Below are 14,869 nucleotides of genomic sequence, written 5' to 3' on the forward strand. Positions count from 1 at the left end.
CATGCGACCTCAAACAGCTTTCATCTTCGATCTGGACGGCACGCTCACCGACAGCGTCTACCAGAACGTAGCCGCCTGGAAATCCGCCCTGGATTCGGAAGGTATCCCACTGGCCATGTGGCGGATCCACCGAAAGATAGGCATGAGCGGCGGGCTGATGCTCAAGACACTCTCGCGCGAAACCGGCGTGTCGATCAGCGAAGAGCAGGCCAAACGGTTGAGCGGCAAACACGCCTCAGCCTATGAAGCCCTGCGGGGTCAGATCCTCGCGCTGCCTGGCGCGGTGGAGTTGCTGCAGACGCTGGACCGCGACGGCATCAAGTGGTGCATAGCCACCAGCGGCGGGGTTGATACTGCACGGATCAACCTCAAGGCTTTGGGCCTGGCGGCCGAGGACATCAACCTCATCACCCGTGATGACGTAACGTACGGCAAGCCCGACCCGGATCTGTTCCTGGCCGCCGCGCAGAAACTCGAGGTCCCCATCGAAGACTGCCTGGTGGTCGGCGATGCCATCTGGGACATGCTCGCCGCCAGGCGTTGCAAGGCAACCGGGGTGGGTCTGCTGTCGGGAGGCTACGACATCGGCGAGCTCGAACGGGCCGGCGCACTCAGAGTTTACGAAGACCCGTCGGACTTATTGCATCACTTGGACGAGATCGCGTCGCGCCCCTAGACGGAGGCTACGGTTTGCCGCGTGGCCAAGCGCGTACAGCCGTACAGCAACACGCCCACCAGTACCAGGGCACCGGCGCGGAGCCAAGTGCCCAGGCCTTGCTGGCTGAGCAGGATCAGGCAAGAAACCACCGCCAGCACGGGCACCCAGGTGGGCACGCGAAAGTGTGCTTCTGCAACAGGGTCGGGACGCAGTACCAGTACTGCTACGTTGGTGCTGAGGAAGACGAACAACAGCAGTAGCACGACGGTTTCGGCCAGGGTCGTAAGGGTTCCCGTCAGTGTTAATGCAATGGCTACTGCCGTGGTCGCAACAATCGCGACCCATGGCGTACGCCTTTCGGACAGCACGCTGCCGAATACGCCGGGCAGCAAGCCCAGGTTGGCCATGCCGTAGGTCAGACGGCTAGCCATTATCATTGTTAGAAGTGCCCCATTGGCTACCGCCACCAGTGCGATAAAGGCAAACACGTGCGGTGGTATGCTCAATCCAGAGGCTCGCACTACTTCCAGAAGTGGTGCCGAAGTTGCCACCAACCTTTCGATAGGCAGCACCGAAGCGGCGGCGACCCCTACAGCCATATAGGCAACCCCGGCTGTGATTAAGGCGGCAAACAAGGCACGCGGGTAAACGGTGCGCACGTCTCGAATCTCTTCAGCAAGGTTGGCTGAGGTCTCAAACCCTACAAATGAATAAAATGCGAGTAATGCGGCCCCAAGAACCGCAAGCATGGGACTGACTCCAGACTTGAACTCAATCGTCCGGGCAAGATCACCCTGCCCTGTCCTGAAGTACCAAGCAGCCGCTACGATCACGAGAATGAGCCCTGAGAGCTCGATGACCGTCATAACCAAATTCGCGCTGAGGGATTCCTTGATGCCGCGAGCGTTGAGCAGCGCGACGGCTACCAGAAAAACCAGCGCAGCGATGTGCGCAGGCACATCAACGAACGCTGCGAGATAGTCGCCGGCGAACGCGAGTGCCAGCCCAGCCGCGCTGGTAATGGCAGCGGCCAACATGCAGAACCCGACTAAAAAAGAGATCACCGGTGAATGGAAGGCTTTCTCCGCGAATACAGACGCAGCGCCCGCGTGAGGGTATTTGGTCACCAGTTCTGCGTAAGAGCCCGCAGTGAGCATGGCGAAAAATAGCGCAACCAGCAGTGGGAGCCAGATCGCGCCGCCGACCTCGCCTGCGATAGACCCGACCAATGCGTATACGCCCGCCCCCAATACATCGCCGAGGATAAACAAATAAAGCATAGGCGCCGTCACGGCTCGGCGTAACGCGGTCTTGGGTTTGGCAGTTGACATGGTCAGTACTCGTTTTATCTGTAATACAAATAGCCCAGACGTGCGAACAACCGCCGGCTGCTTAAATGTATGAGAAGGACAAAACAGTGAAGTTCAGAAAAAGTCTGCGGACTAAGGAGGAGCGCGGACTTTACAAACGCACGAGATTGAATCAGGCGAACTGGTAGCAGCTCCAAAAGATTGGCATAAGTTCCCATCATCACAAAGCGTTTGGCTATAAAATATTTATAGGCATAAGTGGTATTAATGAATGTTCAATGCAGCTCAATCCGTACTGCTTATATTCGAGATCAAAAAGGCGGCCCCGCCAAGGGCCGCCTGAACGACTATGCATTTTTACCCTGTACCAAACCTGAGCCCAATTCAGCGCCTGTTAAAGGCTCGCTGAGCGGATCAGAAGCAGTCCTGATTTTCATGTCTTCCAATACGCTCGCATCTTCAGGCGACAAATCGACAGTGGCCGACCCATCCCCACCGTCGACGGCCGGTGCCGGACTTTCAACATACTCCCAGTCCCCGCCCTCGTTCCACGGGCCACGAACATTTGGCTCGCCTGACATGTTGAAATACTTACTGGTGAACTCCGGCATGCCGGGAAGTTTGCCTTGGGGGAAATTCGGCTGAATGGCATGCAGGGCTTTTTCAAATGACTTTTGGTGCGCAATCTCACGCGTCATTAAAAACCCGAGGGCTTCCTTGACGCCAGGGTCGTCAGTGACGTTGATTAAGCGCTCGTAAAGGATCTTTGCACGTGCTTCCGCTGCGATATTTGAACGGAAGTCCGCTGTGGGCTCGGTGATCGAGTCAACATAGGCTGCGGTCCAAGGTACACCAGCAGAGTTCACCAGCGGAGCGCCGGCGCCATACAACAAGCTGGTAATATGCGAGTCATTGCCGGCGCCATTTATAGCGCGGTAAAGCTCGCCTTCTTCCTGGACGCCTTCCGCCAACTGACCTTTCGCACCGCGGTTGAGCATTACGATGATGGACCCCACGATTTCAAGGTGGCTCAACTCTTCAGTGGCAATGTCCATAAGCAGATCTTTGCGCCCTGGGTCCTCTTCCGCTAATGCCTGGGTGAAATATCGCGCTGCAGCCGCCAACTCGCCGTTCGCACCACCAAATTGCTCCAGCAATAAATTCGCCAGCCCAGGATTGGGTTGAGCAACGCGCACTGTGTACTGCAGTCGTTTGTTATGTAAAAACATAATAGCTTCCTCTAAACAGGCTCGAATACGCCAACCGTAAATGTCTGTTGCCGCACGTATGAATTGTGAAACGTGTCGCGGCTATTAATTTCTTTTATTCACCCGCGACGTGACCGACGGTTGCATTGAGGTAGTTCAATTATATTTAGCATTCATGCGCTTTTAGCCCTAAGCAGTTGAATTTATGCAGAAATCACTTTAATCACAAAAACCATTTCGATAATTTAGATTTAAATTGAACCTTGGCAGCGGTTATTGCCCCACCCGATAACTGAATTCTTTCTCCATGTGATAGCGACCGTCAGTCACATGACGCCGTATAACTATGAACTTCCGCCTTGCGCTGCTGCTCTCCCGCTTACCAGCAATTAATCAGAGGAAAAAAATATGAGAGCGCTCACTTATCACGGCGCGCATAGCGTTAAAGTCGACACTGTGCCCGATCCAATAATTGAAGAGAGTGATGACATCATTCTCCGAGTTACCGCGACGGCGATTTGCGGATCTGATCTGCATTTGTACCGCGGTAAAATTCCCGCAGTGGAGCATGGTGATATTTTTGGCTATGAATTTATGGGTATCGTCGAAGAAGCAGGGTCAGATGTCACTGCAGTTCGGCCCGGCGACCGCGTCGTCATCCCTTTTGTCATTGCCTGTGGCCACTGCTTCTTTTGTGATATGGATTTGTTCGCCGCCTGTGAAACGACGAACACCGGCCGCGGTGCGATAATGAATAAAAAGGCCATCCCACCCGGCGCGGCGCTGTTTGGTTTCAGCCATTTATATGGCGGTATCCCAGGAGGCCAGGCAGAGTATGTGCGCGTGCCAAAAGCGAATACGGGCCCTTTCAAAGTGCCGGGGGCACTCTCGGATGACAAGGTGTTATTTCTTTCGGACATATTGCCCACCGCTTTTCAAGCGGTGACGAACGCGGGTATCGGCAACGGCTCGAGCATTGCCATCTACGGCGCCGGCCCTGTCGGCTTATTGAGTGCCGCCTGCGCCCGAATGCTCGGTGCCGAGCAGATCTTTATGGTCGACCACCACCCCTATCGACTGGCTTACGCGCAAAAAACCTACGGTGTGATCCCAATCAATTTTGATGAGGACGACGACCCGGCGGACACTATCATTCGTCAGACCAAGGGCATGCGTGGTGTTGACGGCGTCGTAGACGCGGTAGGCTTTGAGGCCAAAGGGAGCACCACCGAAACCATCCTCGCGACGCTCAAACTGGAAGGCAGCAGCGGTAAGGCGTTACGTCAGTGCATCGCCGCCGTCAGACGCGGTGGCGTGGTGAGTGTGCCTGGCGTGTACGCTGGATTCATCCATGGCTTCTTGTTCGGCGATGCATTCGACAAAGGCCTGACATTCAAGATGGGCCAGACTCACGTTCAGCGTTACCTGCCGGAACTGCTTGAGCATATCGAGACCGGTCGCCTGGCCCCGGAGGTGATCATCAGTCACCGGATGTCATTGGAACAGGCGGCTGAAGGTTATAAGTTATTCGACAAGAAACAAGACGACTGCAGGAAAGTCATCCTCACCCCAGGTGATTCAAACCTCCCTCTCGCCGAATTGGATCAAAGCGGCGTGTTGTTAAACCCCTAGTGGACAATAAGGGCGAAGAAGTTCGCTGAGCCAGCAGGGTCAGTGATTTCGCCCATTTTATTGTTCTATCACTTACGCATAGGGCTAAGCGTCCGGCTGTAAAGTTTGGCTTGAGCCGGTCGCACGCCCTAGCCGCTCGCTTGCTACTTTCTATCCGCGCTTGATCACAACCCCGAGCATTCGTTAGTTCAACAACCCACTCATAGCTCAGCAAATGGCAGCGGTGCATCGGTATCACGGCGCACCGAAAACACATTAAGCGTCATTGCCACTAGCGCGTAGTATCCGAAAACACCGACTAGCTCGACTACGGCCGGCTCTCCGAATGCCCAAATTGCCCGCGCGTAGAGCGAGTCATCGATACGGCGAGTCTCATAAAGCGTCTTGCCGAGGCGGTAGACCAATTCCTCGTCTGCTCGTGTAAACGGCGGCGGCGTCTGCCGCTTTAAGGCCTCGATCACGGCGTCACTAACGCCTGCAGAGCGTGCAATAGGCTCATGAATCTGCCACTCCGCCTGGGACTGCCACCAGGCGGCAGTGAACAGGATCGCAAGTTCGGTCAGGCGTAGTTCAAGCCGCGTGCCATACCGACAGAACGCCCCCAGGCGCTGTGCATGATTGGCCAGTTCCGGACTTTGAATCCAGGCAAGGAATGGACCATCCAGGTTCCCGCGTGGTCCCGCAACAATGTCCTTGAGCACTGCGCGCTGAGCGTCGTCCATGCTCGCTTCGGTCAATTCGCTGAGTCGCGATTGAATTGTCATGCACTATTCCCTCAACGGCGGAGTTCTCGCGGACGATGGGGAGAATGCCATGTCCTCTCCTACCTAAAAAGACCACACGCCGTTGCGGCGTGCGGTACTGATCATCAAGCGTCTGGGTGCCCCTGAACGCCCGCGCCCAGATCGGCGCCGGTGATGGGGTTACTCTCGGGGTCGGACATCGTCCGCGCCTTCATATTCACTAATATTTGAAACGACCCACCAAGCCTTTGAGCTGACCGGAAATCTCTATCAGTCGACCCGAGCCTGCCTGTGAGGACTGGGCAAAGCCTTCGACCAGTTGGGCATCGGCGTGGATCTGCGCGATGTGCCGATTGATCTCTTCGGCCACCTGGTGCTGCTCCTCGGCAGCCGTGGCGATCTGGGTATTCTGGTCGCGGATCGAGTCCACCGAACCACGGATCTTGTCGAAGCTGTCACGTGCCTGCTGGATGCGTTCCACACTGGCGTGGGACACCTGCAGGCTGCCCTGCATCTGTTGCGTGACCTCCTGGGTGCGGCGGGCGAGATTGCCCAGCAAGCTGTCGATCTCGCCGGTGGAGTCGGCTGTGCGACGAGCCAGGGCGCGGACTTCGTCGGCAACCACGGCGAAACCCCGGCCTTGGTCGCCGGCGCGGGCCGCTTCAATCGCTGCGTTGAGCGCCAGCAGGTTGGTCTGCTCGGCAATCGAGCGGATGGTGTCGAGAATGGTGTTGATGTTCTGGCTGTCCTGCTCCAGCAACTGCATGGTCTGGGTAGACTTTTGCAGGTCTTCGCTGAGCTTGAGCACACTGCCGGTGGCTTCGCCGATGTGCTGTTGGCCGTCATGCACGTCGCGATAGCCTTCGTCGGCACTCGACGCGGCGGCGCTGCATGAACGCGCGACTTCATTGGCGGTAGCGACCATTTCGTTGAACGCAGTGCTCACCAGCTCCACGGCTTCACGCTGGCGACCGGCGGCCTGGTTCATGTTGTTGGCCACTTCGCTGGTGTCGGTGGCGGCAGCCTGCAGGTCGGAGGAGGCGTTGCCGATGCGCTGCACCAATTGTGCGATCATGCCCAGGAACTGGTTGAACCAGCCCGCCAGGCTGGAGGTTTCGTCCTTGCCCTGCACCTTGAGTTGACGCGTCAGGTCGCCCTCTCCTTCGGCGATTTCTTGCAGGCCGTCGGCCACGCCGCGAATCGGACGCACGATGACGCTGGCAAAGCTGGCGCCGACTATCGCGAACACCAACGCCAACGCCGCGGCAATGGCGGCGATCAACCAGGTCAGGCGGGTGGCGGCGGCCATCACTTCATCACGCTTGATCAGGCCGATAAAGCGCCAGCCCAGGTCTTTGGAACTGACCACGTTGGCCATGTAGGACACGCCATCAATCTCGATCTGGGTCACGCCGTCGCCTCGCTTGGCCAGTTCGGCGTAGTTGGCGCCCAGGTCGGCCAGGGGTTTGAAGTTGTGCTTGGCGTCGCTGGGGTCTACCAGCACGTTACCGTTGGCTTCCACCAGCATCAGGTAGCCGCTGTCGCCCAGCTTGATGTTGCGCACCAGCTCAGTGAGCTGTTTGAGCGACACGTCCAGCCCAACCACTCCCAGGATATTCCCGGCGGCGTCGGCGACAGTGTGCACCGTGCCGATCAGCGTCGCATCGTCCGGCGCCCAATAGTAGGCACCGGTGCGCACGGTGACGCCTGGCGCGGCGATGGCCGCTTTGTACCAGGGGCGTACGCGTGGGTCATAGTTGTTCAGTTTGGTGTCGTCCGGCCAGCTGGCGTAGCCGCCATCGCTCAGCCCCAGGGACAGGTAAGCCGTACTCGGATGGCTTTTGGCGAACTGGTCGAATATCGCCAGCAGCTCTTTGTTGGTCTGCGTGAGCGGAATTTGCGCGGCGTCGGCGCCTGCGTAGCTCTTGAGGTCTTTGGCCGCGACAACGCGCGGATCCTTGGCTACGTAATCGACGTTTTGGCTGATGCCGTCGAAAAACTGCTTCATGCCATTTTCGATCTGGCGGATCTCGCGACCGCTGCTCTCGAGGAAATTGGCCTGGGCCCCTTCTCGCAGATTCAACGCTACCAAAACGGCGACCAGGATGACCGGGACGCACGCAATAGCCGCGAACGCCCAGGTCAGCTTCTGCTTGATATTCATGACTTCACCCGCGAGTTATAGTTTTTGGCAAGGGGAAACGCTAGCGCTGAACGTCGCATGTGTTGTTATAAGGGAGATAAAATCCATGCGTACTCTGAATTATCGACCGCGATGGTGCGCACTTTAGGGTGATCATGGGAGCTTTTGCACGGCGAACGTCCAGGCAGGCAGTAATGTTGGCCAATGCGTTACATCTTGCCGACTGGGTTTTAGGAGAGCGCCCCTTGGGGCGATTCAAGATTGATCAAATAAGGAATCATCATGCCTGCAACCACTACAACAGTTACCGCCGCCGAAAACCGACAAAGCATTCTCATCGTGGTGGCTTCGGTGTTTCTGTTGTCAGTGTCAGACGCGCTTATCAAGGCCACCAGTGCCGAGACGTCGATGTGGCAGCTCTATGTGATTCGCTCGCTCCTGGCCATTGGTATGTTCGCCGCCTTGCTGATGTACCGCCGCGACACAACGCAACAATGGCTCCTGTCCCCCTTGTGGGTAGGCACACGGAGCCTGCTGCTCGCATTGATGTGGGTCGCTTTTTACAGCGCATTGCCCTTCATCAGCCTGACCATTGCCGCATTGGCAATCTATACGACACCTCTGTTTATCGCGGTGTTTTCGGCAATCACCCTGAACGAACATGTAACACCGCGCAAATGGCTGGCCATTCTGGTGGGGTTCGTCGGGGTGGTAGTCACACTCGGGCCAAGCCAGGGTGACTTCAACCTATGGACACTGCTGCCCATTCTCGCTGCGATTTTCTATGCGCTCGCAGCGGTCGTGACCAAAGGCAAATGCGCGAATGAGGCGCCGATGCACCTGGCCTTGGCGCTGAACATCGTCCTGCTGTTGATGGGGGTGGTGGGCAGCATTGTCGTCGCACAGACCGGCCCACATCTACCGGGCAACGAGGGCCTGCGATTCCTGATAGGCGGCTGGTCGCCCATGACGATCAGTGACTGGGGCGTGATGGTGCTGCTGGCGGTCTTGATGGTACTGGTCAGCACCGGCATCGCACGGGCTTATCAAATCGGCGAGACCTCTGTCATTGGCGCATTCGACTACACCTACCTGATCTTCGCTATCGCCTGGGGACCCCTGCTGTTCAATGAGGTACTCAATGGCCGAACCGCGGCCGGCCTGGCCCTTATCCTGATTTCAGGCTTCATCCTGCTGAAAAAGCCCACCGCCGCTCGCTGAAGGCTTCAGATGCACAGATCTTAAAAAGGGGATGTTTATGCTGACGCTATCGCATTCCTGTCCAACGTGACTGATAGCGCCCCTCCCCTTGCTCACCAACGTGCTGGAGCAAGGGCTTATCAGCACCGCCCCTTGTGGCTTCGGAACTTGTAGCGGCGTTTGTCTACACCCACCCGGCGCTTCAACTCGGCCGGGTAGGCAAAGAAGGCCCACTTGGCAGGCCTCCTGGACGGATGTGTACGGTTATCGGTTAAAGCGCTCGACCAGGGAGTATTGCGTGGCGGCTGTCCTGGTCAGCTCTGTGTTCAGCCCTGCCGATTGGCGCGCCTGCTCCGAGGTTTGATCGGCCAGTTGGGCGATGGTGGCGATGTTCTGGCTGATTTCCTCGGCTACCGCACTTTGCTCCTCCGTTGCACTCGCAATCTGAGTGGTCATGTCGGTGATGTTAGCGACGGCTTCACTGATCCCCAACAACGCTTTGTCTGCCTCGAGCACCTGAACCACACCCTCTTCGGCCTGACGGCAGCCGCTCTCCATGGTTTGCACGGCTTTGCTGGACGACACCTGGAGCGTGGTAATCAGTTGGTGGATCTGCATGGTCGATTGCGAAGTACGCTGTGCCAGTTGGCGAACCTCGTCGGCCACCACGGCAAAGCCTCGCCCCATATCGCCGGCGCGGGCGGCTTCGATGGCGGCATTGAGTGCCAGCAGGTTGGTCTGATCGGCGATGCCTTTGATCACATCGACGACCGTGCCGATTTCGTCGCTGTCCCGAGCCAACTGCGCCACGGTCTGGCCGGTTTCACTCACGACGGCCGACAGGCGCTCAATGGCTTCGCGAGTCTCCCGCGCCACCTCACGACCGCGTCCCGTGAGCTGGTTGGCTTGCTGGGTGGCATCCGCCGTGCGTTGGACATGCCTGGCAACTTCCTGGGTGGTCGCAGCCATCTGGTTGACCGCGGCAGACACTTGTTCAGTCTCGACACGCTGGCGATCCAGGCCTTTTGAGCCCTGAGTGGCGAGTACCTCGGATTGCCCGGCGAGGTGACTGAGCTGCTCGGCGGTGTCTTGCAAGCGCGTGAGGCAAGTCTTCAGACGCGCGGCCTGGCTGACGAAGGCCGTTTCCAGGCGGGCTTGCGGGCCCTGGGCATCGCTGTACATCTGTGCAATCAATGAGTCGGAGGTTGAGGGTTCAGCCATCTGCAACAAGCGCAGCGTGCCCCGCCTTTGCCAACGTGAAAAAACCAAGCCGAACGGCAACGCCACCGCTGCCGCCACACCGATTGCCAAAGGCGCGCTGAAGAACAGGCCGCCTACCGCACCTGCCAGCCCGGTGACCAGATACGGCAGACAATCCTGCACAGCGCACGTCAAGCTTTCCCACTGAGGAACGGCCGATTTTCCTTGGCTGATGCGCTTATAGAGCGTTTGCGCCCGACGGACCTGATCCGCTGTCGGCTTGACCCTGACCGATTCGAAACCTACTACCTGGCTGCCTTCAAATATCGGTGTGACGTACGCGTTGACCCAATAGTGATCGCCATTTTTGGAGCGGTTTTTGACAATCCCCATCCATGGCCGACCCTGTTTGAGCGCACTCCACATGTGGGCAAACACAGCCGGAGGCACGTCCGGATGACGGACGATGTTTTGCGGAGCACCGATCAGATCGTCGCGATCAAAACCGCTGATCTCGACAAATGCATCATTGCAATAAGTGATAACGCCTCGCGCGTCTGTCGTCGAGATAAGTTTCTGCTGCGGCCCGAGTGAAACTTCACGCTGAGTGACAGGTTGATTATTTCTCATAACTACTACCTTCTGTGACGTGTAAAGCCATCGGCAAGCGCTATGAAAAGTTAATAACTTTTTTTGAAAAACTTCTTATACGTACATTTTTCGCATAAAAACTGAACAATAAAACGGACATCAGGAAAGCTGAACGAAAGTACCAACTAAGGTGAATAAACAGAGAATTTATCTGCCACCCTCGTCGCAGCCCCGGCGCTTTTTTGAGTTGATTCATCAATTCCAATAAAGGCGGGAATAACGCCAGGACGCCAACGGACGCGAACTTCAATGGATATCTTGAGCAGGCAAAAAAGTCGCTATCCACCGATATCTTGCCGTCCAATCTTCGCTCATGTCTTTTGTAACCTGACTGGTTAATCAACAGGTAACCCAGGGCACGGTCCGTCGGCACAAACCGGGCACATCGTTTACATTGGTTCAGTCAGCACTTCCCGTTGTCCCACCCTCGCAGCGTCTGACGGCACTCCGGCAGAGGCAGCATCAAAGGATCAGAGATCGAGGTGATAACCGTGAACAGCACATTCCGGATTGATGCAGTAGAGGCCGTGCCGCCAAACGAGCGCGAAGCCGAATATTTCGAGTACAGCAAAGCGGCGAATCCGATCAGCGCCAAGCTCATTACGGGCGTTCCCTACCACAACTTTCCAGCGTCGCTCTGCGAATCAGGCCCCTCGCGAATCGTGCCGCTGGACCTGAGCGAAGCATTGGGCTGCGAAGGGCCGGCCACCGGGCCCGGGCTTTGTGCAAACTTTATCCGCCTCAATGCGGGCGACAGCCTGACGCTACAGCCCAACGCCACCTCGCAGGTTTTTTATGTGATTGCCGGCGCTGGCGAAGTTACCCAGGGCGAGCACACCCTTGAATGGTCCAAAGGCTGCTTCATGGCGCTGCCAGGTCTTCTGAGCGCCTGCTTCAGCGCGACCAAGGATGCCCGCCTCTACTACGTGCATGACGAGCCCCTGCTGCGTTATCTCGGCGTGACCCGCAGCACTGACCGGTTCATCCCCACGTTGTATCCGGCGCAGACCGCCAACGCGAAGCTGCGTGAAGCGGCCGATGACCCGCGCGCGCAAGACCGCAGCCGTATCAGCATCTTGTTGGGCAATCGCAATTTCCCGCAGACCCGCACCGTCACTCACGTGCTCTGGGCAATGTATGGAATTCTGCCGCCCGGCTCGATCCAGAAACCTCACCGGCATCAGTCCATTGCGCTGGATTTCATCGTCGATTGCCCCGCAGGATGCTACACGCTGGTCGGCACCGAACTGGATGCCGATGGCCAGATTCGTAACCCGGTCCGCGTGGATTGGGCCCCGGGGCTGGCTTTTGTCACGCCGCCCGGCTACTGGCATGCCCACTTCAACGAGTCGGATCAGGAGGCGTTCCTGATCCCGATCCAGGATGCGGGGCTGCAGACCTATCTTCGCTCACTGGATATCCGCTTCAGTTGATAGCGGTCGTGCACTGCCCCGCTCGCCCCGACCGCTCGCCCTGCACGAGCGGTCGGGCATCAGGTTGAAAAACGGCGCGAACCGTCATTCATATGAAGGGGTTTGCGCTGCCCCAGCCTGATCATGCTTTCAATGCATCTTCCAGAAACGCCACCAATGCCTCTACCCTTGGGCTGCGCAGTTTGCGGGAGGGCACCAACAGGTTGATGGGGGCACTGTCGAATTGCCAGTCCGCCAACACCCGGACCAGGCTGCCGTTGGCAATTGCATCACTGACATCCCACTGCGAACGCAGGACCAACCCCAAGCCTTGCTCAGCCCAACGCCGTGCGACGCTGCCATCGTTACTCAAGAGCGCGGGGTCGATGCGCAGTGTTTTGCGTTTCTGTTCCTTGCGCATATGCCACAGCGTGACATCTTCGTCATTTTCCCGGATGCAAATGCAGCGATGCTCGGCCAATTGCTCCGGTGACGAGGGCACACCGTACTGTTCCAGATAGGCCGGGCTTGCGCACAACCATCGGTGGTTTTGCGTGAGGGGCCTGGCAACCCACAGGCTGTCATTGAGGTGACCGATGTGAATCACCGCGTCGCTGTCGTGACGATCAGGCCACGGCGTTTCGCGCAAATCCAGGTGCAGGCACAGCTGTGGATGCAACCTGGCGAAACGCGCCAGTAACGGCGCAATGCGCTGGCGTCCATAGCCGAACGGCGCCGCCAGCCTGAGGGTGCCAGTCAGTCGCTCGTCCTGCCGTTTGAACGACTCTGGGAGCGCTTCCAACTGTTCCAGCAACAGCGCACATTCACGCGAGAAACGCTCGCCATCGGCAGTCAGGCTCAAGCGCCGGGCATCGCGATTGGCCAGGGTCAGCCCCATCAACGTCTCCAGCTTACGCAGACGCATGGACAATGCGGGTGGCGACACATTGAGCACCCTGGCGGCAGCGCTTAAAGACTCGGAGCGTGCCAGTGTTGCAGCCAGACGTAGATCTTCGACGGAGATCATTCAGTTTTACTTAATGATTGATGACCACTGATTGAACCACAACTTTACGATAGCTGAGTAGAGTGGCCCCGTATCCAGCCACCCGAGTTCCGTCATGTCAGACCCGATTGCCTCCCTCGATACCCCCGTCGCGCTAGTCGATGTCTCGCGAATGCAGCGCAATATTCAACGCATGCAGCAACGCATGGACACCTTGGGCGTGCGTTTGCGCCCCCACATCAAAACCAGTAAATGCCTGCCCGTGGTCAAAGCGCAGATAGCCGCCGGCGCGAGCGGGGTGACGGTTTCCACCCTGAAAGAAGCTGAATATTGTTTTGCTGAAGGCATCAGCGATGTGTTTTATGCCGTCGCAATAGCGCCTGGCAAATTGGCTCAGGCACTGGCACTCCGGCGCCGAGGCTGCAACCTGAGTCTGCTCACCGACAGCGTCATTGGGGCTCAGGCCATTGTTTCCTTCGCACAGCAACACGACGAACGATTCGAGGTCTGGATCGAGATAGATTGCGACGGCCATCGCTCAGGCCTGGCCGTTGAAGACCGTGCACTCATAGACGTCGCACGGGTCCTGGTCGAGGGAGGCATGCACGTGCGAGGCGTGATGACCCACGCCGGCTCCAGCTATGAACTCGACACTCTTCAAGCACTGCAGACCCTTGCCGAACAGGAACGCCGCCTTTGCGTCAGCGCCGCTGAAAGAATCCGCGAAGTCGGTATCGCATGCCCCGAGGTAAGCATCGGATCCACACCCACCGCCCTGTCGGCACTGAGCCTGGAAGGCGTGACGGAAGTACGCGCAGGCGTCTATGTCTTCTTCGACCTGGTCATGCACAACATCGGCGTTTGCCAGGCGGACGAGTTGGCCCTGAGCGTGCTGACCACCGTCATCGGCCATCAGCAAGATAAAGGCTGGATCATCACCGACGCCGGCTGGATGGCCATGAGCCGTGACCGCGGCACTCAGCGTCAGCGAAAGGATTTCGGTTACGGACAGGTGTGTACCGAAGCGGGCGACTGGATCGAGGGAGCGCGGGTCTCTGCCGCCAATCAGGAGCACGGCATCATCACGTTGGGATCGGCCGACAGCACCAACATCGCGGCGCGCTTCCCCATCGGCAGCCGCCTGCGCATCCTGCCCAACCATGCGTGCGCCACCGGTGCGCAGTTCCCGGACTATCACGCCTACGACGCCGAGGGCGCCGTACACACCTGGAGTCGCCTGCATGGCTGGTGAAATCGAGTTGATCCACACGGCCAACGCGGCAGCGCCGGGAGGGCATTACGCCCAGGCGGTGCTGCACAAGGGCGTTTTATATGTGTCCGGGCAACTGCCGGTGCGCTTCAACGGCGAACACAATGCAGACCAACCGTTTGAGGTTCAAGCCTCAATTGCGCTCGATAACCTGATGGCGATCCTCAGCGCAGCGGGCCGGAGTGCGAGCGACCTGTTGAAGGTGACGGTGTATGTCGTGGGGGTAGAACACTGGGCCGCGTTTGATCGGGTTTATGCGTGTTATCTGGGAGTGCATCGTCCGGCTCGGGCGGTGGTTCCGGTGGCGGGGTTGCATCATGGGTATTTGATAGAAATTGAGGCGGTGGTTGGTGGGTTGTGACTGTTAGCGTGGGTCAAGGATGGTTTCGTTAAATCTTTAGTCATATCAACTGGTTGGTTGTTAAGTAAGCTATTC

General features: G+C 57.8%; 12 protein-coding genes and 1 pseudogene. 6 read left to right on the forward strand and 7 right to left on the reverse strand.

Translation table 11 applies throughout. The features are described from left to right. The first annotated feature begins 1 nt into the window (after position 1). Entirely contained in the window at positions 2 to 676 is a 675-nt protein-coding gene (locus M5B97_RS20330; RefSeq protein WP_248732477.1) for an HAD family hydrolase, read from the forward strand. On the opposite strand, the gene M5B97_RS20335 is transcribed toward M5B97_RS20330, so the two are convergent. Next, the gene (locus M5B97_RS20335; RefSeq protein ID WP_248732478.1) at positions 673 to 1,989 is read right to left on the reverse strand and encodes an APC family permease; all 1,317 of its coding nucleotides are present in this window, start codon (positions 1,987 to 1,989) and stop codon (positions 673 to 675) included. The genes M5B97_RS20330 and M5B97_RS20335 overlap by 4 nt on opposite strands. Before the next feature lie 326 nt (positions 1,990 to 2,315). After that, positions 2,316 to 3,197, reverse strand: a complete 882-nt coding sequence (locus tag M5B97_RS20340; RefSeq protein WP_123718233.1) for a manganese catalase family protein — start codon at positions 3,195 to 3,197, stop codon at positions 2,316 to 2,318. Between the two features lie 387 nt (positions 3,198 to 3,584). On the opposite strand from M5B97_RS20340, the gene M5B97_RS20345 reads away from it, so the two are divergent. Beyond that, positions 3,585 to 4,808 carry a zinc-dependent alcohol dehydrogenase gene (locus M5B97_RS20345; protein ID WP_248732479.1) on the forward strand — a complete coding sequence of 408 codons (1,224 nt, stop codon included), beginning with the start codon at positions 3,585 to 3,587 and terminating at the stop codon, positions 4,806 to 4,808. Positions 4,809 to 5,008: 200 nt separating this feature from the next. Here the strand turns inward: M5B97_RS20345 and M5B97_RS20350 are convergent, their stop codons facing one another. The 3 genes and pseudogenes from M5B97_RS20350 to M5B97_RS20360 form a co-directional block, all read right to left on the reverse strand. After that, positions 5,009 to 5,572 (reverse strand): carboxymuconolactone decarboxylase family protein, encoded by a 564-nt coding sequence (locus M5B97_RS20350; RefSeq protein ID WP_248732480.1) that lies wholly within the window; start codon positions 5,570 to 5,572, stop codon positions 5,009 to 5,011. A 104-nt stretch (positions 5,573 to 5,676) separates the two neighbouring features. Beyond that, positions 5,677 to 5,778 (reverse strand): annotated as a pseudogene (locus M5B97_RS20355) (manganese catalase family protein); the annotation flags it as partial. Next, the gene (locus tag M5B97_RS20360; protein WP_248732481.1) at positions 5,772 to 7,715 is read right to left on the reverse strand and encodes a methyl-accepting chemotaxis protein; all 1,944 of its coding nucleotides are present in this window, start codon (positions 7,713 to 7,715) and stop codon (positions 5,772 to 5,774) included. The gene M5B97_RS20360 and the pseudogene M5B97_RS20355, both read right to left, overlap by 7 nt. 261 nt (positions 7,716 to 7,976) lie before the next feature. Here M5B97_RS20360 and M5B97_RS20365 point away from each other — a divergent pair, with 261 nt between their 5' ends. Then, positions 7,977 to 8,915: a DMT family transporter gene (locus M5B97_RS20365; protein WP_248732482.1), complete on the forward strand. Its 939-nt coding sequence runs from the start codon at positions 7,977 to 7,979 to the stop codon at positions 8,913 to 8,915. A gap of 243 nt (positions 8,916 to 9,158) precedes the next feature. Here the strand turns inward: M5B97_RS20365 and M5B97_RS20370 are convergent, their stop codons facing one another. After that, positions 9,159 to 10,724: a PAS domain-containing methyl-accepting chemotaxis protein gene (locus M5B97_RS20370; protein ID WP_248732483.1), complete on the reverse strand. Its 1,566-nt coding sequence runs from the start codon at positions 10,722 to 10,724 to the stop codon at positions 9,159 to 9,161. A 512-nt stretch (positions 10,725 to 11,236) separates the two neighbouring features. Between M5B97_RS20370 and M5B97_RS20375 the strand changes: the two genes are divergently transcribed. Further along, positions 11,237 to 12,178, forward strand: a complete 942-nt coding sequence (locus M5B97_RS20375) for a cupin (protein WP_248732484.1) — start codon at positions 11,237 to 11,239, stop codon at positions 12,176 to 12,178. Positions 12,179 to 12,299: 121 nt separating this feature from the next. On the opposite strand, the gene M5B97_RS20380 is transcribed toward M5B97_RS20375, so the two are convergent. Further along, positions 12,300 to 13,184, reverse strand: coding sequence for a LysR family transcriptional regulator (locus tag M5B97_RS20380; protein ID WP_248732485.1), 885 nt, complete (start codon positions 13,182 to 13,184; stop codon positions 12,300 to 12,302). Between the two features lie 94 nt (positions 13,185 to 13,278). On the opposite strand from M5B97_RS20380, the gene M5B97_RS20385 reads away from it, so the two are divergent. Both M5B97_RS20385 and M5B97_RS20390 read left to right on the forward strand, forming a co-directional pair. Further along, on the forward strand, positions 13,279 to 14,415 hold the full coding sequence (locus M5B97_RS20385) for a DSD1 family PLP-dependent enzyme (protein WP_248732486.1): 1,137 nt from the start codon (positions 13,279 to 13,281) through the stop codon (positions 14,413 to 14,415). After that, the gene (locus M5B97_RS20390) at positions 14,405 to 14,794 is read left to right on the forward strand and encodes a RidA family protein (protein ID WP_248732487.1); all 390 of its coding nucleotides are present in this window, start codon (positions 14,405 to 14,407) and stop codon (positions 14,792 to 14,794) included. The genes M5B97_RS20385 and M5B97_RS20390 overlap by 11 nt, the downstream gene beginning before the upstream one ends. The last annotated feature ends 75 nt before the right edge of the window (positions 14,795 to 14,869 follow it).

The organism is Pseudomonas sp. MWU13-2517, from assembly GCF_023242545.1.
Classification (GTDB): domain Bacteria; phylum Pseudomonadota; class Gammaproteobacteria; order Pseudomonadales; family Pseudomonadaceae; genus Aquipseudomonas.